At 69.4% G+C, this 21,339-nt stretch carries 19 protein-coding genes; 12 read left to right on the forward strand and 7 right to left on the reverse strand.

Going from position 1 to position 21,339, the window contains the following annotated elements:
- Positions 1 to 61: 61 nt before the first annotated feature.
- From ABEA93_RS36065 to ABEA93_RS36075, 3 genes are all read right to left on the reverse strand, one after another.
- Positions 62 to 460, reverse strand: a complete 399-nt coding sequence (locus tag ABEA93_RS36065; protein ID WP_345680163.1) for a Zn-ribbon domain-containing OB-fold protein — start codon at positions 458 to 460, stop codon at positions 62 to 64.
- A gap of 123 nt (positions 461 to 583) precedes the next feature.
- Positions 584 to 1,402, reverse strand: coding sequence for a coniferyl-alcohol dehydrogenase (locus tag ABEA93_RS36070; RefSeq protein ID WP_345680164.1), 819 nt, complete (start codon positions 1,400 to 1,402; stop codon positions 584 to 586).
- Positions 1,403 to 1,454: 52 nt separating this feature from the next.
- Positions 1,455 to 1,943: a MarR family winged helix-turn-helix transcriptional regulator gene (locus ABEA93_RS36075; RefSeq protein ID WP_345680165.1), complete on the reverse strand. Its 489-nt coding sequence runs from the start codon at positions 1,941 to 1,943 to the stop codon at positions 1,455 to 1,457.
- A 255-nt stretch (positions 1,944 to 2,198) separates the two neighbouring features.
- Between ABEA93_RS36075 and ABEA93_RS36080 the strand changes: the two genes are divergently transcribed.
- The 7 genes from ABEA93_RS36080 (at position 2,199) to ABEA93_RS36110 (ending at position 8,249) form a co-directional block, all read left to right on the forward strand.
- Positions 2,199 to 3,260 carry a hypothetical protein gene (locus ABEA93_RS36080; RefSeq protein ID WP_345680166.1) on the forward strand — a complete coding sequence of 354 codons (1,062 nt, stop codon included), beginning with the start codon at positions 2,199 to 2,201 and terminating at the stop codon, positions 3,258 to 3,260.
- A gap of 53 nt (positions 3,261 to 3,313) precedes the next feature.
- A complete protein-coding gene (locus ABEA93_RS36085; RefSeq protein ID WP_345680167.1) occupies positions 3,314 to 3,796 on the forward strand; it encodes a nuclear transport factor 2 family protein in 483 nt (160 codons plus the stop codon).
- 284 nt (positions 3,797 to 4,080) lie between these two features.
- The gene (locus tag ABEA93_RS36090; protein WP_345680168.1) at positions 4,081 to 4,905 is read left to right on the forward strand and encodes an SDR family NAD(P)-dependent oxidoreductase; all 825 of its coding nucleotides are present in this window, start codon (positions 4,081 to 4,083) and stop codon (positions 4,903 to 4,905) included.
- Positions 4,906 to 5,246: 341 nt separating this feature from the next.
- On the forward strand, positions 5,247 to 6,008 hold the full coding sequence (locus ABEA93_RS36095) for an SDR family NAD(P)-dependent oxidoreductase (protein ID WP_345680169.1): 762 nt from the start codon (positions 5,247 to 5,249) through the stop codon (positions 6,006 to 6,008).
- 35 nt (positions 6,009 to 6,043) lie between these two features.
- A complete protein-coding gene (locus ABEA93_RS36100; RefSeq protein ID WP_345680170.1) occupies positions 6,044 to 6,808 on the forward strand; it encodes an enoyl-CoA hydratase-related protein in 765 nt (254 codons plus the stop codon).
- A 52-nt stretch (positions 6,809 to 6,860) separates the two neighbouring features.
- Positions 6,861 to 7,340 (forward strand): MarR family winged helix-turn-helix transcriptional regulator, encoded by a 480-nt coding sequence (locus ABEA93_RS36105; protein WP_345680210.1) that lies wholly within the window; start codon positions 6,861 to 6,863, stop codon positions 7,338 to 7,340.
- A 450-nt stretch (positions 7,341 to 7,790) separates the two neighbouring features.
- Positions 7,791 to 8,249, forward strand: coding sequence for a hypothetical protein (locus ABEA93_RS36110; protein ID WP_345680171.1), 459 nt, complete (start codon positions 7,791 to 7,793; stop codon positions 8,247 to 8,249).
- Between the two features lie 98 nt (positions 8,250 to 8,347).
- Here ABEA93_RS36110 and ABEA93_RS36115 read toward each other — a convergent pair whose 3' ends face one another.
- Positions 8,348 to 9,544: an ROK family transcriptional regulator gene (locus tag ABEA93_RS36115; RefSeq protein WP_345680172.1), complete on the reverse strand. Its 1,197-nt coding sequence runs from the start codon at positions 9,542 to 9,544 to the stop codon at positions 8,348 to 8,350.
- Between the two features lie 115 nt (positions 9,545 to 9,659).
- On the opposite strand from ABEA93_RS36115, the gene xylA reads away from it, so the two are divergent.
- From xylA to ABEA93_RS36140, 5 genes are all read left to right on the forward strand, one after another.
- A complete protein-coding gene (gene xylA, locus ABEA93_RS36120; protein WP_345680173.1) occupies positions 9,660 to 10,817 on the forward strand; it encodes a xylose isomerase in 1,158 nt (385 codons plus the stop codon).
- Between the two features lies 1 nt (position 10,818).
- Positions 10,819 to 12,252, forward strand: coding sequence for a xylulokinase (xylB, locus tag ABEA93_RS36125; protein WP_345680174.1), 1,434 nt, complete (start codon positions 10,819 to 10,821; stop codon positions 12,250 to 12,252).
- Positions 12,249 to 13,307: an aldose epimerase family protein gene (locus ABEA93_RS36130; protein ID WP_345680175.1), complete on the forward strand. Its 1,059-nt coding sequence runs from the start codon at positions 12,249 to 12,251 to the stop codon at positions 13,305 to 13,307. Before xylB ends, ABEA93_RS36130 begins: the two co-directional genes overlap by 4 nt.
- Before the next feature lie 304 nt (positions 13,308 to 13,611).
- Complete coding sequence (locus ABEA93_RS36135) at positions 13,612 to 16,005, forward strand: glycoside hydrolase family 3 N-terminal domain-containing protein (protein WP_345680176.1); 2,394 nt, start codon at positions 13,612 to 13,614, stop codon at positions 16,003 to 16,005.
- Between the two features lie 88 nt (positions 16,006 to 16,093).
- Positions 16,094 to 17,047, forward strand: a complete 954-nt coding sequence (locus tag ABEA93_RS36140; protein WP_345680177.1) for an alpha/beta hydrolase — start codon at positions 16,094 to 16,096, stop codon at positions 17,045 to 17,047.
- A 697-nt stretch (positions 17,048 to 17,744) separates the two neighbouring features.
- On the opposite strand, the gene ABEA93_RS36145 is transcribed toward ABEA93_RS36140, so the two are convergent.
- From ABEA93_RS36145 to ABEA93_RS36155, 3 genes are read right to left on the reverse strand one after another with little or no spacing between them, the layout of a single operon-like run.
- On the reverse strand, positions 17,745 to 19,328 hold the full coding sequence (locus ABEA93_RS36145; protein WP_345680178.1) for a carboxylesterase/lipase family protein: 1,584 nt from the start codon (positions 19,326 to 19,328) through the stop codon (positions 17,745 to 17,747).
- Positions 19,325 to 19,693, reverse strand: coding sequence for an AtuA-related protein (locus ABEA93_RS36150; protein ID WP_425585234.1), 369 nt, complete (start codon positions 19,691 to 19,693; stop codon positions 19,325 to 19,327). Before ABEA93_RS36150 ends, ABEA93_RS36145 begins: the two co-directional genes overlap by 4 nt.
- Before the next feature lie 3 nt (positions 19,694 to 19,696).
- Positions 19,697 to 21,043: an acyclic terpene utilization AtuA family protein gene (locus ABEA93_RS36155; RefSeq protein ID WP_345680180.1), complete on the reverse strand. Its 1,347-nt coding sequence runs from the start codon at positions 21,041 to 21,043 to the stop codon at positions 19,697 to 19,699.
- Positions 21,044 to 21,339: the final 296 nt, after the last annotated feature.

Genomic DNA, 21,339 nt, shown 5'->3' on the forward strand with positions numbered 1-21,339 from the left:
CCGATGATCCACACGTGCTCCGAAGCCATGCGGAGATTCCTTTCTGCGGGGTGGCGGAGGCTCAGGAGCGCGGGGCGAAGGCGTAGGCGACGGCTTCGACGCCGTTGTCGTCGGTGCCCGCGACGTACGTGGTCAGCCGCACCGGCATGCCCAGCGTGATGTGCTCCGGGTCCGGGTCGACGCCGACGATGTTGCTCTGCACGGTCTCGCCTTCGTCGAGCCGCACGATCGCGGAGACGAAGGGGACCGGGATGCCCGGCGCGGCGCGGTGCACGATCGTGAACGCGACGACCGCGCCGTCGGTGCCCAGCTCGCGCGCGGTGAAGTCGGTGCCGCCGCAGGACGCGCAGGCGTTGCGGCGGGCGAGGTAGTCGGCGCCGCAGGCCGCGCAGACCACGGCCTTCAACCGGGGCTCGGGCTCCAGCAGCAAGTGGTCGACGACGGGAATGCGCGAGGCCATGCGGCTCCTTAGGCGAGTCGGGATTATGCCGTTGGCAGCGGGCATCGGTTGGCCGGAGAGATGGAGGTACGACCGTCGACCCGCTTGTGCGCCTCCTGGGAGGCGCACGTTGAGGCCCTCCGGTCAGCGCAGTCCCGTGTAGTCGACGTTGCCGACCGTCAGAGAGGCTTGGAACCCGCCATCCAGATTGATGTTCGCTCCGTTGATGTAGCAGGAGGCATCCGCGCCGAGGAAGGCGAGGCCGAGTGCTACGTCGCGCCCGGTGGCGAGCCGGCCATTGCCCTGGGCGATGTTCCAGTCGATGACCTTGTCGCTCATCGTCTTCCGGAAGTCCGGAAGCAGTGGCGTGTCGATAGGGGAAGGGCAAATGCTATTGATACGAAGACCGTTGGCGGCGGCAGTCCTGGCGTAGTGCATGGTGTAGACCTGCACGAGTTCCTTGGCGTAGACGTACGCGTCCTGCACCCCGCGTGCGGTCAGCTCCGCGAGGGCGTCCTCCCAGTCGGACAGGGAGATCAGAGCCTGGTGCTCGTCGAGACGGTGTGCCCACGCGTATCCGGCAATCGAAGCGGTGTTGACGATTGCGCCGCCCCGGCGGAGCGTGCCGTTCTCGACGAGCCGTTCGGTGAGGTGGCGCAACCCCAAGTAGTTGACGCAGAAGACGACAGGGGCGGGCAGTGTGCCCGCCACACCTGCATTGTTGAACAGTACGTCGACCGGCCCGTCACTGCCTATCGCAGCTACCGCCGCATCCACCGATGCCCTGTCGTTCAGGTCGGTGCGAACGAACTTGTGGGCGGTGCCGGTCGGTTGATTGATGTCAAGGATCGTAATCTGTGCCGCGCCCAGCTCGTCCAGCAGTTCGACCAGCGCGGCGCCCACTCCCGAATGCCCGCCGGTGACGACGACGGTCTTGCCGTGGTAGCTGTAGGGATTGCTCATTCATGCCCTCCGGTGGGTTGGTCCGCTTGAGGGGGAGCGGTTGTGCGGTGGCTCAGTGTCCGGCGCCCTCTGGGTTTGTGTCGGGAACGCCCGGTGCGAGCCCCTCGCTCGCGGCCCCCTTCGCCCACGCCTCACCGAAGCGCTCCAGCAGGCTCCCCAATGTCGCCCGGTCTTCGGCTGGCCAGTCCTTGATGGCCCAGGCGATGTCCCGGCGGCCAACGGCCTGGGCGCGCTCGCAGGCGGCAAAGCCGATCTCGGTAAGGGTGAGGAGCGCGATCCGCCGGTGGGACGGATGCACCGTGCGGGTAAGGAAACCATCCTCTTCCAGCGGAGCTACCTGGCGGCTGGCTGTGGACTGGTTGACTCCGAGGTGTCGGGCGAGATCCGTGACCGACAACGGGCCCGTGCGTCTCAGGAGCATGAGGATCGCGAGCCCCGAGTCGTGGGTGTCGATCTCGGCCAGCCGTCGCAGCCGCCGCCGTGAGGCGGGCAGCCGGCTCATCGCCGTGATCTGGCCGATGAAGGCCTCGATGCGCCGCACAGCCGGGTCCTCCGCCAAGTTGCTTGCCACGCCCACAGTCATACATGCATTGATGCATAACTTCAACCAAGATGTTGTGAGGTGGGCGAGGGGCGTTCAGGGTGCATATTTTGCGGATGGCATACAAAAAAATGGCCGTCTCCCTTGATGGCATGCATTGATGCATGTATGTCTGTGCAGTGAAGGTCCCGACACCACCGCTGTTGCCTGGGGCGGCGCGCGCGGTTTCGGCAGCCAGGACGTGAGGAGACCCCTATGGCCACGGATACGACCACCGATGTGCAGCGCCTGAACGACGTGCTCCGGCCGGCGGCGCCGCCCCGGGTGATGCAAGACCTCTACACCGAGGACCAGCACGAGCGGATGCTCGGCGTGATCCGGGACCGCGGCCCGTGGCCGACGATCGGCGCCCACCACTTCGACACCGTCGAGGAGCTGGTCGCGACCTCCAACGGCGGCAGTGCCGAACGGGTCGACTTCACGCTCGACGACATCGCCTCGGCGCACTTCCGGGGCTTCTTCGCGGAGAACTCGGTCGTCTACTACCCGGAAATCCACGACTGCTTCTACAACGAGCGGTTCCTGGGCCTGGCGAAGGACTACTGGGGCGGCGCCGCGTACGCGCGGCCGACGATGATGCTGTTCAACTTCTGCGGCCCGCACCGGAGCGGGTTGAACTCGCACATCGACGCGGTCACGTTCCGCGGGATCCGCATCGAGAACTCGCCGGTGTGGCTGCAGAACGTGATGGGCCGGTCGGGCCTGTTCACCGAGCACCTGGTGAAGATGGCGCAGGTCATCACGTGGTGGTATTTGGGGGAGAACGGCACCTTCACGTACTGGCCCGACGGCCCGCTCGGCGACCCGCAGCGCCTCGAACACCCCCTGTGGAACAAAGGGGTCGTCGTGCAGAACGAGGCGATGTTCCATCGCGGCGACCCGGTCGGCCGTCCGGACGAGCGCGACGTCCCCGGTCTGAAGCACCGGTCGCTGATCGGCTACGACGCGGAGCACGGCGACTGGTCGGTCACCACGGACGGCGAGGTGATCCGCCGCTACCGTCCGGACGAGATGCGGCTCCTCGTGCACTGGAACGCCGAGGTCTACAGCGACCTCGACGAGGTCAAGAAGAACATGGACCACTCCGACGACCTCACCCACGACATCGTCTTCGACCGCCTGCTGGCCGACATGCGCGCCCGCGGGGTCAAGGTCGCGGAACCGTCGGACCCGCTGCACGACCAGGACTTCATCCGCGCGCTGATCGCCGCCTACTCGATCACCCCCGCCAAGGACTGGGCCCGCCCCGCCGCCTGACCTCGGCATCAGGCCGGAGCGACCCCTCCGTTCACGACGACCAGGAGTGCCCCATGAGTGTCCACGACCACCTTGCGGCCCATCAGCTTGTCCACCGCTGGTGGTTCAACTACGACGAAGGCCACCTCGACGTACTCGCCGGCCTGCTCGCCGACGACTGCCACCTCAGCTCCCGCACCGAGACCGGACAACATCCGCACGAGGAGTTCATTCGCTCCGACAGCCGCGGCCCCGAAGCGGCCATGGCCTGGACTCGCGAGCATCGCCGGCACAGCCCGTACCCCTTGCGCCACCATGCCGCGAACATTCACGTCACCGCCGAGCGGGAGGGGGAACTCGACCTGGAGTCCTACCTCTTCGTCACCCAGATCGTCGACCGCAGGCCGAGCACCCTGTCCAGCGGCATTGTCCGTTTCACCCTCGTGCAGGCCGAACCCGGGTATCTGATTCGCCGCAAGGAAGTCATCCTCGACTCGATCGAGTCGGCGCCCTTCCATCAGGTCGACTTCGTCGCGGAGCGTCAAAAGGACTGGTGACGTCGACGGACGTCGTCCTCGCGCGGCGTTGCGCCGCGAGACCTGAGGTTGCGGTGTGGCGCGTCCGGGCTTGATTGCCGGGCGCGCCGCACTGTGTTGTATCGACCCTCGCCGGCGGCAATGCACTCGGAGGCCACGCTCCCACGGCCTTGAATCATGCACCAATGCATGACACTCTGATGTTCCCGCTCCCGCCGATCCGTGCAGGGCAGCATGGGCCCATTTTTTTGGCCGCGCGTCGATTGCCGCGGCCGTACCCCGAATTCAGCGTCAAGGAGACCCGTATGGGCAGCAAGCGTTTGGACGGTAAGCGCGTTGTGGTCACAGGTGCGAGCCGCGGCATCGGGGCCGCCGTCGCACGGCGCGCCGCCGCCGAAGGCGCCGACGTGGCGATCGTCGCCCGCACCGTGAACGCGGCTGACGCCTATCTCCCCGGGACACTCGGCGAAACGGCGGACCAACTGCGTCAATTCGGCGGACGAGTGGCGGTGATCCAGGCGGATCTGGCGGACGAGAACGACCGGGACCGCGTCATCGCCGAGGCCGAGGCCGGGCTCGGCGGTTCGATCGACGTCCTGGTCAACAACGCCGCGGTGGCCCTGTACGGCACCGTGGCCGACTATGCGTTCAAGCGCATGCGCCTGATGTACGAACTTAACTGCGTCGCCCCGCTGCACCTCGCCCAGGCCGTGATCCCTGCCATGACGGAGCGCGGCGAAGGCTGGATCGTCAACGTGTCCAGCGGCACCGCCCGGCACTGGCAGGGACCGCCGTTCCAACTCGGCGGCACCGGCACCGGCACCACCGTGTACGGCGCATCCAAAGCAGCCCTGAACCGCGTCAGCAACGGACTCGCCGCCGAACTCCACGGCAACGGCATCCGCGTCAACACGGTCGAACCACGCGCGGCCGTGATGAGCGAAGGAGCCCGGGACCTGGTCGGTGACATCGTCCGCCCCGACCAGATCGAATCCATGGAGGAGATGGTCGAGGCGATACTCGCCCTGTGCGACTGCCCGGCCGACCACACCGGACGCACCCACATCAGTCTGGACCTGATCAGCGAACTCGGACTCGACGTCCGCAGCCTCGACGGCGCCCCGATGTAGGCAGGACTGCCTGCGGATCGCCTTTCAGGTGCCCAAATGGCGCCAATCTGAAGCGTTACCGCTGGGTGATCGTGGACATCCCGTCCACGCAGGCGGCCGCCCTAGCTGAGAGCTATCGGGCGTCGCTCGGCGATCACCTCGCCGCATCAGCTCGTGCGCACGCTGCTTTTGGCACGCACGTCCAGGCTGCGGTCCGCGCGGAGGAGCGCACGTTGGTTCGTTGGCACCGCTCGGATACAGGCGAAGCCGACCGCTCGCGTACTCGGTTCCTGAGCTGACAGAACCTCCGGTGGTCCGGCCACTTCCGCCGACCACCGCACCAATGTAACCGGAGAATCCGCATGTTCGAACTACAGCACAAGACCGCCCTGGTCACCGGCGCCGGACAGGGTGTGGGTGCAGGCATAGCAGGGCTCCTTGCCGAGCAAGGCGCCTTGGTGGCAGTGAATGACGTGGACGCCGAACGGGCAGAAGCCACTGCGGCAAAGATCCGCGATGCCGGCTACCTGGCCAAGGCGTTGCCGTTCGACGTGACCGACTACGAACAAGTGACCGCCGCAGTTGCCGCGTTCGCGCGGAAGGCGTCCCCGTTCGACGTCCTCGTGAACAACGCAGGCAATGCCGGGAGCGGAGCGTTCCGGCCGAAGCCGTTTCGTGCGAGCGAGCCGGAGGAATGGCGCCGGTTCACCGACGTCAACCTGTTCGGCGTCATGAACTGCGCCAAGGCGGTCATCGAAGGGATGAGCAGCCGGGGCCATGGTCGCATCATCACCATCGCTTCCGGTTCCGGCGTCGTGGGCCAGGCGATCGGGGTGTCTCTCTATGCCGCGGCCAAGGGGGGCGCCATTGCCTTCATGCGCCACCTCGCCCTGGAGATGGCGAGTGAAGGCATTACGGCCAACACGATCGCCCTCGGCATGATCGATCCGGCCACAAGCGGTCGCGTGGCAAACCACACGAAGAAGCTCGCCGCCCGCATCCCTGTAGGCCGGACCGGCGCACCCGAGGACGCCGGGGCGCTGTGCGCATTTCTGGCCTCGGACCAGGCGTCGTGGATCACGGGTCAGACGATCCACCTCAACGGTGGCTCCTACACGTCGTAGAGCGAAGACAGCGGACAGCGAGAGGAAGGCCAGCCGTGACGGAGACGGTCGTTCACCAAATCCACGACCGGACAATGGTCATCAAGCTGCAGCGCGAACACAAACGCAACGCCGTCGATCAAGAGCTCAGCGAAGGCATCGAGGCTGGCCTGGACAAGCTCGAGCGGGATCCGGATGTATGGTGCGGCATCGTCACCGGCACAAGTTCGGTCTTCTCCGCAGGCACCGACCTGGCTGCCGGCTATTCGCCGAGGACCGATCGTGGTGGTGAGTACGGCTTGATCCGCCGACCGCGCACCAAGCCTCTGATCGCCGCGGTCGAGGGCCATGCCGTCGGCGGCGGCTTCGAAATCGTTCTGGCTTGCGACTTGGTTGTTGCGTCGCGCAGCGCCACGTTCGGTTTGCCCGAGGTGCGGCGCGGAGTTGTGGCCAACTGTGGTGCCCTCTTCCGCGGGCCCCGTGCCTTGCCGCTCAACTTCGCCCGCGAAATGCTGCTGACTGCCGACCCGGTCGGTGCGGCCCGCCTCCATGACGTCGGTTTCGTGAACCGGCTCACGGAGCCGGGTGAGGCCCTCGTCGGCGCACTGGAGCTCGCCGCTCGCATATGCCTGAACTCGCCCACGGCTGTGGCACAGACGCGGCGAGCCATTGAATTGGCGACCACGTCCCACGACGCCGTCGGCTGGATCGCCACCGAGGTGGGGCATCATGCCGTGCTCGCTTCCGGTGATGCACAGGAAGGGCGAACTGCCTTTCTGGAGAAGCGTCCTCCGCGATGGCGTGGCAAGCCAGAACACTGAGTTGCGCACCAAGCCAGCGAATGGGCGGCCACAACGAGAGCCGACAGTGACCATGACCAGAACACATGCCGAGGGAGATGTCGACGAAATCCAGCGCGGTCTCGAACTCCTGCTGAGAGTCAGGGCAAACCGCCGAGGGCACGCTGTATTTGCCCAAGCCGCAGGTGTGTCCGTCAGCCAGTCATCGTTTGAGGTGCTGTCCCTGCTGTCGCGCACGGGTCCGCTTCCGATGGGCAAGATCGCACAGCAGACCGGAACGGACCGGACGGCGACCACACGGACCGTTGATCGGCTCTTCCGCGTCGGGTTTGTCCGGCGCTTGGCTGACGCAGGCGACCGGCGCCGCGTTCTCCTCGCCATGACCTGGCGCGGTGTGGAGGCGCATCGCAAGATCGCCACGCTGAGGGAGCAGCATATCGTCCACGTGCTGCGCGGTTGGGATGCCGTGGACGTGGAAGCGTTCGCCGGGCTCTTGGCCAGGTTCGTCGAAGACGCCGCGGTGCACGAGTTGGAGACCGCGGGCTCCGCGTAGTGACGCATTTGTGCGGTCGGTTCGCATCACTGCACGTCAGCTGCGCGGGAGACCCTGCATCTGAGGGGACGGGGGACGCCTCCCCAGCGTTGAAGCCGCAGTCGACCGAAGGCCTCGCCGACTTTCGCGTCCACGTGATTTTCCGAAGTCCATGGAGTGCGCAAGCACCAGGTGGCCTTCCAGTCGCGCGCATCCGTTCGCCAAATCGACGTAGTGCCAAGGATGGCTGAAGTAGGGCAGGGCGTCGGACCAGCCGCCCCCGGGCATCGTGGCCGGACCGTGCGGTGGCAGCCGCGCTGGCCCGGGTGCTGCCGAAGGCGCTGCGCGCGCATCGGATCGTCACCCCGGCGACGCTGCTGCGGTGGCACCGACGGCTGGTCGCGGTGCGATGGCGGCAACTGCGTCCGCCGGGCCGACCACCGCTCCCCGACGAGGTGGCCCGGGCTGATCGTGCGGCTCTCGACCGAGAACCGCACCGGGGGCGTGGTCCGGATCCAGGGCGAACTGCGGCGCCTGGGCCACCGCGTGGCCGCGTCCACGATCCGGATGATCCTGCGCGTACGCCGGCTCCCACCGCCCGGCCGACGCGACGACTCGTGGTGCACATTCCTGCGCGTCCAGGCCGATGCGCTGCCGGCGATCGACTTCCTCCACGTCGACACGGTGACGCTGAAGCGGCTGTACGCGGCGTTTGTTATCGCACGGGGCACCCTGCGGGTGCGGCTGCTCGGCGTTACTGCACACCCGACCGGCTCCTGGGCCGTCCAGGTCGCCCGCGACCTGCCGCGCCGACCTCGAGGACGCCGGGCACCGGTTCGCGTACCTGATCCGGGACCGGATCGCGCACTTCGACATAGCCGACACGACCGACTCGGCGGAACCCTCCACGAATACCGACATGCCGCGTGACCTGAATGGATGCATATTCGGCACCCACAGCAGACGCGTGCCGACCGTCTGAGGCGCCTGGGCGTGCAGCGATGCCAAGGCCGGGGCCGACGCGGGGCTCAGCCGATGGATAGCGGATCGGCGAGCACGCGGGACAGGATCGTTCCGGCGGCGCCGCGGACGGCGCTTTCCTCGGCCAGCGCCGACGGCAGCAGGGCCGGGACGCGCGCGCGGAGTCTGCCACCCCCGCGCGTGACCGCCGCTTCGATGGGAGGGATGAGCCAGGGGCCGAGGCGGGCGTGCAGGCCGCCGAGGACCACGGTGTCCGGGTCCAGGAGGTTCACGGCCCCGACGAGGGCGATGGCCAGTCCGCGACCGGCGGCGTTGATCGCCCGATGAGCGTTGCCGTCGCCCTCGTCGAGGCGACGGACCAACTCGGTAAGACGGGACTCGGAGCTTTCCTCGCCGTCGTCGATGCCGCCCGCGCGCAGGACGGCGTCGAGTCCGGCGACCTGTTCGAGGCAGCCGACGCCACCGCACGGGCAGGCGGCCCCGCCGGGGTCGACCACCACGTGACCGAGTTCGCCGGCTGCTCCGTGGGCGCCGCGGAACAGCTCACCGCCGACCACGATTCCGGCGCCGATTCCGGTCTCCCCGGACAGGTACAGGTAGCTGCCAGCGCCGCGTCCCGCGCCGTACCACAGTTCGCCCAGGGCGGCGAGGTTCGCCTCGTTGTCCACCTCGACGCCGTGGGCTTGCGCGGGCAAGGCCTCGGTGAGCATGGCCGCCGCCGGAACCGCCTCCCAGCCGAGGTTGGGAGCGTTGACCCGGCCCTCCACGAAGACGCCCGGCAGCGCGACTGCCGTGCCTGCCACGGTCAGTCCATCGTCGCCGGCCCGCGCGGTGACCCTGCGTGCCAGGGCGGCCAGCGCGTCGACAGTGACCTGGGCGTCGCGGCCGCGGTTGTCGACCCTTACGTGCTCGCGCTGCCGCACCGCCCCGGTCAGGTCGAGCACGCAGGCGGCGAGATAGTGGCCGTTGACCTCCAGTCCCAGGCCGGCGACCGGCCCGGGGGCGAGGGACAGCGGGGCCCCGGGGCGCCCGCGGCCCCCCTCGCGGACCGGCCCGGCGCTGGCGACCAGCCGCAGCGTCTCCAGGCTGGATACCAGGTTGGCGACGGTGGTCTTGGTCAGTCCGGTCAGGTCGGACAGGCGGGCGCGTGTCACCGGCTGATGGCGAGCGATCTGTTCGAGGACCAGGGCGAGGTTGAGGCCGCGCATGGTCTCGGCGTGGGTCGGGCGGGCAGGCACGGTCATGCCGTGATCCTTTCATCGCACCGCAACCGCCCGGTCGGCGAGCCATTGACAGGCGGCCGCGGTGCCGCTTGACTATATTTAGTCTATCGGATGGACTTATTTCTGTGGAGGCGCCATGACCACCCTGACCCCCGTGCCCGACGACCGGTTCACCTTCGGACTGTGGACGGTCGGGTGGCAGGCGCGCGACCCGTTCGGGGACGCCACCCGGGCGCCGCTGGACCCGGTGGAGGCCGTGCACAGGCTGGCGGAACTGGGCGCGTACGGCGTGACCTTCCACGACGACGACCTGATCCCGTTCGGCGCCGACGACCGCGACCGCGCCAAGCGCATCGCCGCGTTCCGCGCCGCCCTCGACGCCACCGGGCTGGCGGTGCCGATGGCGACGACGAACCTGTTCACCCACCCGGTGTTCAAGGACGGCGCGTTCACCGCCAACGACCGCGGCGTGCGTCGCTTCGCGCTGCGCAAGGTGATGCGCAACATCGACCTGGCCGCCGAACTCGGTGCGGGGACATATGTGTTCTGGGGCGGCCGAGAAGGCGCCGAGTCGGACGCGGCCAAGGACGGGCGGGTCGCGCTGGACCGCTTCAAGGAGGCCCTGGACACACTGTGCGAGTACGTTCGCGACCAGGATTACGGCATGAGGTTTGCGCTCGAACCCAAGCCGAACGAGCCGCGCGGGGACATCTTCCTGCCCACGATCGGCCACGCCCTCGGTTTCATCGAGCGCCTTGAGCACCCGGAGATGGTCGGCCTCAACCCCGAGGTCGGTCACGAGCAGATGGCCGGGCTCAACATGGTGCACGGTGTCGCGCAGGCGCTGTGGGCGGGCAAGCTGTTCCACATCGACCTCAATGGCCAGCACGGCCCGAAGTACGACCAGGACCTGGTGTTCGGCCACGGCGACCTCAAGAGCGCCTTCTTCCTCGTCGACCTCCTCGAACACGGCGGATACGACGGGCCCCGGCATTTCGACTACAAGCCGTTGCGCACCGAATCCGCCGACGGGGTGTGGGCCTCGGCCGCTGCGAACATGCGCACCTACCTGCTGCTGCGCGAACGAGCGCACGCCTTCCGCGCCGACCCGGCGGTCCGCGAGGCGATGACCGCGGCCGGCGTTGACGAGCTCATGGTGCCGACGCTGGCTTCCGACGAGTCGTACGCGGACCTGGCCAAGGACGACTTCGACCTGGCCGCGGCAGCCGAACGCGGGTACGGCTACGAGCGGTTGGATCAGCTCGCGGTCGAGCACATCCTCGGCGCCCGCTGACGTGGCGCGGCAACTGGTCGCCGGCGTCGACTCCTCCACACAGTCATGTAAGGTCGTCGTCTGCGACGCCGCGAGTGGGGCGGTGGTCCGCGAGGGCCGCGCCCCGCACCCGGACGGCACCGAGGTCCACCCCGAGGCGTGGTGGCAGGCCCTGCGAAGTGCGCTCGACGACGTCGGCGGGCTCGACGACGTCGCCGCGATCGGCGTCGCCGGTCAACAGCACGGCCTGGTCTGCCTCGACGAGCACGGCGAAGTGGTACGCGACGCGCTGCTGTGGAACGACACCCGCTCCGCGGCGGCCGCCGCGGACCTGGTTGCCGAGCTCGGCGGACCGAAGGCGTGGGCGGACGTGGTCGGCAGCGTCCCGGTCGCCTCGTTCACCGTCACCAAACTGCGCTGGCTCGCCGAGCATGAACCGGAGGCGGCTGCCCGCGTCGCGGCGATATGCCTGCCCCACGACTACCTGACCTGGCGGCTGCGCGGCAGCCGCGACATCGCCGACCTCACCACCGACCGCGGCGACGCGTCGGGCACGGGCTACTGGTCACCCGCACAGGGCGGGTATCGCCAGGATCTGTTGCGTACGGCGTTCGGCCGAACGCCGGTAGTGCCGCGGGTGCTCGGGCCGAGCGACACGGCGGGCACGACCACTGACGGGGCGCTGGTCTCGGCCGGCACGGGAGACAACATGGCTGCCGCGCTCGGCCTGGACGCGGCGCCCGGCGACCTGGTTGTCTCCCTCGGCACCTCCGGGACGGCCTACACTGTCGCGCCCGACGGCGCCGCCGACGCGACCGGTATCGTCGCCGGATTCGCCGACGCCACCGGCAAGTTCCTGCCGTTGGTCTGCACGTTGAACGCGGCCCGCGTCCTCGATGCCGCCGCCCGGCTGCTCCGCGTCGGCCACGACGAGCTGGCTCAACTCGCGTTGTCCGCGCCCCCGGGGGCAGACGGGCTGGTGCTGCTGCCGTACCTCGAGGGCGAACGCACCCCCAACCTGCCTCACGCCACCGGCGCCGTGCACGGACTGACCACCGGGACCACGACCGCAGCCCACTTCGCCCGGGCCGCGGTCGAGGGCATGTTGTGCGGCATCGCCGACGCCCTCGATGCCCTCACCGGCGCACATCCGGCCGGCGAACGCGTCATCCTCATCGGCGGAGCGGCCCGCTCCGCTGCGGTTCTCGACATCGCCCCCGCCCTCTTCGGCCGCACCGTCCTTCTTCCCGAGCCCGCCGAATACGTCGCCCTCGGCGCCGCCCGCCAGGCGGCGTGGGTGCTGCACCCGGCCGCCGCCCCGCCGAGCTGGGCGACGCCGCGCACCGAAATCCACCCCGGCAGGTCCGACGCCGCCGTCCGCGAGCGCTACGCGAGCGCCCACGGACACCACCTCGACCGCCCGGCCGCCCACGCGAGCTCGACAGGGGCACGATGACCAGCGCCGCACCGGCACCGCGCGTCGCGGACTTCGGCACCCTGAGCGACGGCACCCACGTCCAACGCTGGGAGATCGGCGACCCGGGAGGCGTGCACGCAGCGGTGCTCACCTATGGGGCACGCCTGCAGGCCGTCCGCGTGCCCGCCGACGACGGCTCACCCGTCGACGTCGCGCTGGGGCTTCCGACCCTGGACGACTACGTCGCCGACGACGCCTACCTGGGCGCCGTGGTCGGCCGGTACGCCAACCGCATCGCCCACGGCCGCTTCACCCTCGACGGAGCATCCTTCACCCTGCCGCGCAACGACGGACCCCACACCTTGCACGGGGGGCCGGAAGGGTTTCACCGCCGGGTGTGGTCCGGGGAGGGATTCGCGGACGCGAACCGTGAGGGTGTCCGCATGAGCCTGCGCAGCCCTGATGGGGACATGGGGTTCCCCGGGAACCTGGACGTGACGGTCACCTACAGCGTCGACCGGCACGGCACGGTCACCGTGGACTACCACGCCACCACCGACGCCCCGACCGTGGTCAACCTGAGCCAGCACGTGTACTGGAACCTCGCAGGGACCGGAAGCGTTGACGGCCACCTGCTGACGGTCCACGCGGATCAATATCTTCCCGTCGACCCCGCCGGCCTGCCGCTGACGGACCCCCGCCCTGTCACGGGAACCGCCTTCGCCCTCGATGCCCCTCTCGGGCCGGCCCGGCGCTCGTCGGAGACACAGATCGCCCGCCGCGGCGGGCTCGACCACTGCTACCTGCTGCGTGGCGGGGCCACCCGTGAACCACGGCCCGCAGCCGTGCTGACCGAGCCCGCGTCGGGCCTGCGCCTGGAAACGTGGACGACCGAACCGGGCCTGCAGGTCTACACCGCCAACACTCTTGCCAAGCCTTTCGGCCCGTGGGCCGCGGTGTGTCTGGAAACGCAGAACTACCCCGACGGCCCTAATCGAACGTGGACGCCGCGCCCGGTCCTGCGCCCCGGCGGGGTCTACCGCTCCCGCACCGAATACCGGTTCACCGCGACCACGACAGGGAAGCCCGCATGACCGGCGGTCGCCGGCAGAGCACCGTCATTGAATTAGTGTTGCTATTAGATTAAATTGGGCGGTACGCGCTCCAGCGGCTGTTTCATCCCGGTGACCCTGGTAGTCGGTATCCGTGAACGGCTGGGAGCAGCACCGTCGCCAGGTCGCCCGCGCTCGAGCACGGCAACCCCCGCCCATGGTCGTCGTATCGGCAGCGACGACATCCATCAAGGCACAGCGGCCTCAGTGCCGCAGCGGGGCACTATCCGAGCCCCTCCATGCCGCGATGTGACCGCCACCTACAGACAAGGTAAGGAAACGGCGTATGACCACCTGGTCGTGGAGCCCCGACGACATCGCCACATTGGTGTCCCGTCTCACCGTGGAGCAGAAGGTCGCCCAGCTCGGCGGGCTCAGCGCCCCCGACTTGCTCAAGCTCGACGGCGCCGGTCCGCAGCCCGAGGTCGACACGGGTCGCATCGCGTCGCTGCGTCCGCATGGTCTGGGACACCTCTCGATGGCGTGGTTCCTCGCCTCCGACGCGGACGGCCTGCGCGCCAAGGTCGCCGAAGTCCAGGCCGCGGTACGGGACATATCGCCCTTCGGTATCGGCGCACTCGTCCACAACGAGGGCGTCAACGGCTTCCTTCATGCGTCGGCGACACAGTTCCCCACCGCCTGGGCGCAAGCGACGACGTGGGACCCCGAGCTGCTCCGGAAGGCCGCGGCGATCACCTCGCAGCACACCCGCGACGCGGGAATGCAACTGTTGCTGTCCCCGGTCATGGACATCAACCGCGACCCACGATGGGGACGCGTGCACGAGACCTACGGCGAGGACCCGGAGCTGGCCGCGCAGTTCGCCGTCGCCTTCGTCCGCGGCATCCAAGGCGACGACCAGGACACGGGGATCCTGGCAACCGGCAAGCACTTCCTGGGATACGGCGCCTCCGAAGGCGGCCTGAACACCGCAGCGACACAGCTGGGCCGACGGGCTCTGCTCGACGAGTACGCCGAGCCGTTCCGCCGGGCAATCGCCGACGCCGGGCTGGCGGTGATGATGAACTCCTACAACGAGATCGACGGTATCCCCGCGTCCGCGAACCGGTGGCTGCTGACCGACCTGCTCCGCGGCCTCCTCGGGTTCGACGGCATGGTCGTCAGCGACTACGACGCCGTCAATCTCCAGCGCACGACCTACCACACCGCGGCCACCCACGGCGAGGCCGCCGTTCAGGCGCTCTCCGCCGGTCTGGACGCCGAACTGCCCGGTGACGTGAACTACTCCCACCTCGTCGACGAAGTCGCCGCCGGCCGACTCGACGAGCGGATCCTCGACATCGCCGTGGCGCGCGTGCTGACCGCGAAGGCCCGCACCGGCCTGATCCCGGGCTTCAGCACACCCACCGCGCCCACGGCCCGCTCCGAGCCGGAGCACGCGGCAACGACGCGGCGGGCGATCGCCGCGCGCGGCACGGTCCTGCTGGACAACGACGGCACGTTGCCGCTGGCTGCGGACGGGCGGCGCATCGTCGTCGTCGGCCCCGCCGCTGACGAACTGCGCATCCACTTCGGCGCGTATACCTCCGTCTCGTCGGGGGAGATGCCCATGGGGATCATGGCGGTGATGGAGGGCCGTGTCCCCGGCGTCGACCCCGCGACCTTCGTCTTCACCGACATCTTCCAAACGCGCATGCCGGGCATTGAGCCGGCGTTCGAGCAGGCGGCCCGCAGCATCCACCCGCATGCCCCCACCGTCCTGGAGGCACTGCGCGCCCACCACCCGAAGACCGAGTACGCACCGCTCGGCCGCTTCGAAGCCGACCCCGAACACCCGTTGGACGCCGACGCGGTTGCCGCCGCGGTGAACGACGCCGACCTGGTCATCGCCGTCGTGGGGGAGAGGACGGGCTGGGTCGGCAACAACACCGCAGGCGAAGGCCAGTCCACCGCGTCCCCGACCCTGCCCGGCGACCAAGAGGACCTGCTCGCATTCGTCGCCGCCACCGGCAAGCCGTTGGTGACCGTGGTGGTCTCCGGCCGCCCGCTGCTGCTGGAGCGCGCGGCGCAGGCGTCCAACGCTGTGCTGCTCGCGCCACTGCTGGGAGAAGAAGCCGGCGCCGCCGTCGCGGACACCCTGTTCGGCACGATCAACCCCAGCGGCAAACTGCCCAGCACCTTCCCCCGCCACGTGGGCCAACTGCCCATCTACCATGGACACCACTACGGCAGCGGTTACGACCACCCGACCGGCAGCCGGCACGGCTACGGCGACCTCTCCGACCAAGGACCGCTCTACCCGTTCGGCCACGGCCTGTCCTACAGCACCTTCGACGTCGCCCTCGACACCACCGACGGACCTGCGGTCGACCTGCGCGACGGCGTCGTCCACGCGCGCCTGGCCGTCACCAACACCGGCACTAGCGACGGCGAAACCGTGCTGCAGCTGTACGCGCGCGACGAGGCCGCCACCGTCGTGCGCCCCGTCCGGCAACTTATCCAGTTCCGCCGCGTCGCCGCCGCCGCAGGACAGACACAGTCCGTCACGCTCGCGGCGCCGATCGAGCGCCTGTTCTACACCCTGCCCGACGGCCGCCGCGGCATCGAGGCCGGCGACATCACCGTCATGGCCGGCCTGAGCAGCCACGACATCCGCTGCAACGCCACCGTCACCACCCCTGAACACCGCGACACCATCCGCCCGGCACTCGCCCTGTAGATCCAGGAACCCGCTTCGCAAGCAACCCGCGTCGAGGCGGCTCCCCATCGGGACGCCGCCTCGACCCGACCTTCCGGAGACCAGCCATATGCCCAGCAAGACGCTCGCCCTGTTGGAAAGCATCATCAAGGCCGGGCACAGCAACGCTCCCGCCGACCGTGATGCCGAGCGACGGGCCCAGGCGGAACAGGCCGCGATGTACCAGCCGTTCCCCGGAGTCCGCGACGAACCGGCCCCCACCCTGTGCGACGGCTCCTACCTCATGACCCCGGACGGCCCACGCGACGACCTGGTCATCCTCTACATTCACGGCGGCGGGTTCACCTCCGGCACCGCGGGCCTCGCCCGCGCCGTCGCAGCCCATCTGGCCTCCGGTACCCGCGCCCGCGTCGTCCTGCCCGAATACCGCCTCGCCCCCGAACACCCCTACCCCGCAGGCCTGGACGACTGCGAGGAAGCTCTCGCCTACGCCGCCTCCCTCGCACCGCGCGTCGTCGTCGCCGGGGAATCCGCCGGCGCCAACCTCGCAACCGCACTGCTGCTGCGCCGCGCCGCCGCCCACGACCCCGCTCCGATCGCCGGAGTCCTGTACGGGGGCGTGTTCGACCAGCGCGAAGAACGGTACTCTGCCGGCAGCTGGACCGAACGCGCGGACACCGACCTGTTCCTGGGCGCCAGCGACGGCTCCATGAGCCGCCTCTACCTCAACGGCCACCCCGCCGACGATCCCTTGGTCTCACCGCTCCTCGCCGACCTGACCGGACTGCCGCCGCTGTTCATTCAGGCATCCAGCGCCGAACGCCTCCTGGACGACTCTCTGGAATTGGCTGCTCGCGCGGCCCGGGCCGGCGTCCACGTCGAAATGGAGATCTGGCCCCAGATGCCCCACACCTGGCAGATCACCGCAGGCTTTCTCCCTGAAGCCACCGAAGCCGCCGCACGCACTGCCGCATTCATCAACCGGGTCGCCGACGGCCGCATCGTCGACGGCACAGCGCTGCTGGGCGGCCCAGCCACCCTGGAGGAAATCGCCCAAGCCTGACTCCGAGTACGCCACAGATAGTCAACTAGCCAGGTATCGGCGGACTTTCGCGTGCTCACGAAATCCGCGGCAGGTTGTCGATCGCGCCCGCCGGGCGGTCGAGTGCGCTTGAGGCCGAAGATCTTCGTGGCAGCTCCGAGGACCTGGTCGCGAGCGCGAGAGGCCCTGATTCTCTGCGATAGGAGCCGATGACAGGAGCTCGCTTCCCCGTCGCGACCCTCCTGCCGGCTCCACCGTCACCGGCATGCAACGCGAGCAACAGGAACCGCTGCGACGCCGTGGCACAGGCCCCGGCGACCTTATCGAACTCTCGGGCCGGTTCCGTGGCTGGGGCGGCGCCCTGGCGCTGCTCAACCCGGCTTCAGTCGAACATCTGACGCGTGCAATGGTTGGACGTGCTCCGGGATCTTCTCGACTACCCGCGGGAACTGAAGGCTGTCCCGTATCTGGTGAGCGTGACCAACGGCCCCATGGCAACGCGGCCGGCTCAGATTTCGCGGCGTCCCGGTCGCATGGCTGATCGCCGAAGGGTCTCCTGCTACTCGGCCACCACATCGTGGGACTCATCCATGGCAGGACCGCGATTTCCGCCGAATGCATAGGCCGGGAACCGACTGCCGGACTGGCATGCAGGGGGATCCGGGTCATCAGAGGAGCGTTCAACCTCCCGCGCCCGGCGGCGTCGAAGCATGTGCGTTCAGGTGCTGACGCCCCAGTGCGCGGCGATGTCGCGCGGTGGTTCGTGGATGGTCCGGGGGGCCGGGTCGATCTGGCGGGTGGTATCGGTATCGGTGTGGCCGGCGCTGTGGGCTGCCCAGCCGGGGTTTCCGGTGTGGACGAAGCGACGCCAGGCGTCGGCGAGGTGGTCGCGGGTGGCGAGATTGTCGGGCGTGTCGATTCCGACGGCGTTGAGTTTGTCGCCGAGGTAGATCGCTTCGGCGCCGTGGAACGCGCCGGTGCCGGGCCCGAAGGGTTCGGCGGTGAAGAGGTAGGTGTGGGCACGGCCGCCTGCCGCGGACTGGGCGCGAGCGAGTCGAGCGGAAGGGATGCGGTAGACGGCATCGCTGAGGAAAACCGTGCGCAGGTCCCGTAGTTCGTCGGGCGCGCCGCCATACGGACGGCCCGCCCCGGAGGCAGCGGCCCGGAGCCGCGACCGGTAGACCTCCAGCAGGGCCGGCGGGTCGGCGATGCCGGCCCGGGTCATCTCGGCGATCAGGGCGTGCTCGTCGGCGGGGCGGTAGTCGTCACCGCCGAAGTGCGCCCACATGCGGATCTCGTCGCGGTTGGCGCCGATCAGCAGGGGGATGTGTGCGGCGGCCCCGGCCGCAACGGCATCGAGGGGGCGGTCGGACAGGACGGTGCCGTCGTGGACCACACCCCAGATGCGCCCGCCCGGGAGATTGCGGCGTCCGATATCGGAGTCGACGACCCGTGCCTGCGCGTCGAGGATGCGGTCGAGCGGAACATCGGCCAACCGGTCGAAGTCCTCGACCCCCGCGGCGGCGAGGAAGTCCTCGGTGAGGGCCGCGGCGGTGCCGGGGGCCTGTACGCGGGTGACGCTGCCGCTCTGCAGGATTGCCTTGTGGAACAGGCCCTTGGCGGCGGGCAGGGCCAGGAGCGCCCCGACGGAGAACGCCCCGGCGGAGGCTCCGGCGACCGTGACGTTGTCCGGGTCGCCGCCGAAGCGGGCTGCGTTGTCGCGGACCCAGCGCAGTGCCGCGGACTGGTCCTGGAGCCCGAGGTTGGCGCTTTGCGTCCAACGGTGGCTGCCCGGCCCTGCGGGATAGAGCCATCCGAGCGCCCCGACCCGGTAGTTCGCGGCCACCACGACCGCGCCGGTGAGCCGGGACAGCGCCGCGCCGTCGAAGCCGGGCGGGGACGCCGTTCCGGTCTCGAAGCCTCCGCCGTAGATCCACACCAGCACCGGGAGCCGGCTGTCGATGCCCGGCGTCCACACATTCAGGTACAGGCAATCCTCGGAGAACGTGCCCTCGGCGGCCCCGAGCGCCCGGACAACGGCCACCGCCTTGGGGCCGAGCGCCTCGACCTCCGGGGTGATCCCGGCCCGCTGGGCCGGTCCCGCGGGGAAGGTCACCGTGTCGCGGACACCCGTCCACGGCGCGGCCGGCTCCGGCGGCCGCAGCCGTCGCTCGGCCACCGGCGGGGCAGCGAACGGAACCCCGGCGAACAGCAGCCCGGCATCCGCGAACGTGCCGCGGACGGCTCCGTGGGTGGTCGCCACGACCGGTCGGCGAGCCGTCGGCGGCTGGGTGCCGGTCATCGTGTCATGCCTTCCACAGTCGGTCCTTGAACGGTCGCCGTTGCGTGAGGGGTCGGCGACTCACCAGGGAGTTCCATCTCCAACAGGCACATGGCCAGGGCCTTTCCGTGCGCGTCGAGGGCCAGGGAGCGGGTGACGCCACCGTCCAGCGCGTCCTCCAGAACGAACTTGAGCGCCCCGAGCGAGGGCACCTCGTAGCGCCGCACCACGCCGCCGACAACCCCGGTCAGGTGGGCGCGCACGCGGTCAGCGGTGACCTGGTCACGCAGCATCGGGAAGTCAGCGGGATGCCGGGCGATCACCGTGACATCCGCAGTCGCGCCTTTGTCGCCGGAGCGGGCGTGGGCGACGTGATGGAGTAGCACCGCTCATGCCTCCAACACGTGGACGTCGTGGCGTACCACGTCGCGTGGCACGAGGACCGAAGCGACGGCTATGTTCTCCCGGGCGCTGCGGTTCGCCCCGGCCCCGCCTGCGGGGCCGTTGAGCCACAATGCGGTCACCTCCCGCCCGATCCGCCGGGCATCCGCCAATGTCTCGGCCCGCGCGGCAACGCGCGCACGAACCTCCGGTGCTGAGTGGCCACCTGACCGGAAGCCCTCGGGAGCGCGGTGGACGGCGTCGACCCCGATGAGGTCGAACCGCGTCTCGGCACCGTCGAAGCCCAGCAGCCGCAACCGCTCACGGACGATGTCCAGCGCCAGCCGCCCGCGGGCCTCCGCGTTCGCGCCGGCATAGGAGATCTGGCCCTCTCCGATGAACCCGTCGCGGTAAGCCACCGACACCTTCAAATGATCGGGACGCGGGCCGCCGTCAATCCCTGACACGGAAGCGCGGTCCTCGTCGACTTGCGTTGCGCGGGCGGCGGAGAAGTCGGCCACCACGTCGGGGGTCACGTACGCGGCCGGATTATGTACCTCGTACAGCAACTGCTCGGCAACGGTCGCCACGGTGACTCGCCCGCCCGAGCCGGGCACTTTGGAGACGCTGAACGCCCCGTCGGCGGCAACCTCCGCAAGCGGGAACCCCAGCCGCACCAGCCCCGGCACATCATTCACTCCGGGATCGGCGAAGTATCCGCCGGTGACCTGCCCCGCGCACTCCAACAAGTGCCCCACAGCCGTGCCACGCGCCAGCAACCTCCAGTCGTCCAGCGGCCACCCGAACTCATGTACCAACGGCGCCAGGAACAACGACGGATCCGCCACCCGCCCGCACACCACCACATCCGCGCCCAATTCCAGCGCATGAACCACTGGGCCCACGCCCAGATATGCGTTGGAGGCGATGATCCGTTCGCCGAGATCGGCGACCGTCCCGTTGCCGTCCGTCAGCGGCAGATCCGATCCGCGGACGACATCCAGCACATCGTCCCCAGTCACCGCCGCGACCCGGACGCCGCCCAATCCCAATTGCCGCGCGACGCCGACAACCACCTGGGCGGCGGCCAGCGGGTTGGCCGCGCCCATATTGGTCACCACCCGCACGCCGCGCTCCGCGCACGGCGCGAGCACCGCCTCCATGCGCTCGACCAGCCACTCGTTGAACCCCGACTTCGGGTCGGCCAGCCGCTCCAATTGGGCCAGCGCCACCGTCCGCTCAGCCAGGCACTCGAACACCAGATAGTCCAGGGCGCCGTGCTCGACCAACTCCAGTGCGGGTTCCACCCGGTCGTCCGCGAACCCGGCGCCGCAGCCGATCCGAACTGTCCTCATCCGCGCCCCATGGTCTGCTCGACGCCCCAAGAGGCGGGTCGCCCGCCCGCGAACATCGGCCGAAGGCACGACCGCGGGCCGGGGTCGATTGAAACGTTCTATTTGCTGCGCTGGAGCCTAGATCGCAAAACCATGCGTGACAAGGTTTTCGTACGGGCACAACGATGCACAGCCGCCGCACATGCCTCCTCTGTTGTGCCGCGCCAGGCGTGGTAGTCGATGCGAGGGAAGGGGCGTCTGGGCCCTCGGTGCCGACGGCGTGGCCCCCGGCGTCGGCGGGCCGGAGGTAAGCGAGG

It is taken from the genome of Yinghuangia aomiensis (genome assembly GCF_039542225.1).
GTDB classification, from domain to species: domain Bacteria; phylum Actinomycetota; class Actinomycetes; order Streptomycetales; family Streptomycetaceae; genus Yinghuangia; species Yinghuangia aomiensis.

What these genes read in the sequence shown, in the direction of transcription:
- ABEA93_RS36130 (WP_345680175.1), top strand. Translation starts at nt 12,249, where the DNA reads ATGACCAGCGCCGCACCGGCACCGCGCGTCGCGGACTTCGGCACCCTG.
- ABEA93_RS36115 (WP_345680172.1), bottom strand. Translation starts at nt 9,544, where the DNA reads ATGACCGTGCCTGCCCGCCCGACCCACGCCGAGACCATGCGCGGCCTC.
- ABEA93_RS36145 (WP_345680178.1), bottom strand. Translation starts at nt 19,328, where the DNA reads ATGACCGGCACCCAGCCGCCGACGGCTCGCCGACCGGTCGTGGCGACC.
- ABEA93_RS36065 (WP_345680163.1), bottom strand. Translation starts at nt 460, where the DNA reads ATGGCCTCGCGCATTCCCGTCGTCGACCACTTGCTGCTGGAGCCCGAG.
- ABEA93_RS36155 (WP_345680180.1), bottom strand. Translation starts at nt 21,043, where the DNA reads ATGAGGACAGTTCGGATCGGCTGCGGCGCCGGGTTCGCGGACGACCGG.
- ABEA93_RS36105 (WP_345680210.1), top strand. Translation starts at nt 6,861, where the DNA reads ATGACCAGAACACATGCCGAGGGAGATGTCGACGAAATCCAGCGCGGT.
- ABEA93_RS36140 (WP_345680177.1), top strand. Translation starts at nt 16,094, where the DNA reads ATGCCCAGCAAGACGCTCGCCCTGTTGGAAAGCATCATCAAGGCCGGG.
- ABEA93_RS36080 (WP_345680166.1), top strand. Translation starts at nt 2,199, where the DNA reads ATGGCCACGGATACGACCACCGATGTGCAGCGCCTGAACGACGTGCTC.
- ABEA93_RS36135 (WP_345680176.1), top strand. Translation starts at nt 13,612, where the DNA reads ATGACCACCTGGTCGTGGAGCCCCGACGACATCGCCACATTGGTGTCC.
- xylA (WP_345680173.1), top strand. Translation starts at nt 9,660, where the DNA reads ATGACCACCCTGACCCCCGTGCCCGACGACCGGTTCACCTTCGGACTG.
- ABEA93_RS36095 (WP_345680169.1), top strand. Translation starts at nt 5,247, where the DNA reads ATGTTCGAACTACAGCACAAGACCGCCCTGGTCACCGGCGCCGGACAG.
- ABEA93_RS36070 (WP_345680164.1), bottom strand. Translation starts at nt 1,402, where the DNA reads ATGAGCAATCCCTACAGCTACCACGGCAAGACCGTCGTCGTCACCGGC.
- ABEA93_RS36090 (WP_345680168.1), top strand. Translation starts at nt 4,081, where the DNA reads ATGGGCAGCAAGCGTTTGGACGGTAAGCGCGTTGTGGTCACAGGTGCG.
- ABEA93_RS36085 (WP_345680167.1), top strand. Translation starts at nt 3,314, where the DNA reads ATGAGTGTCCACGACCACCTTGCGGCCCATCAGCTTGTCCACCGCTGG.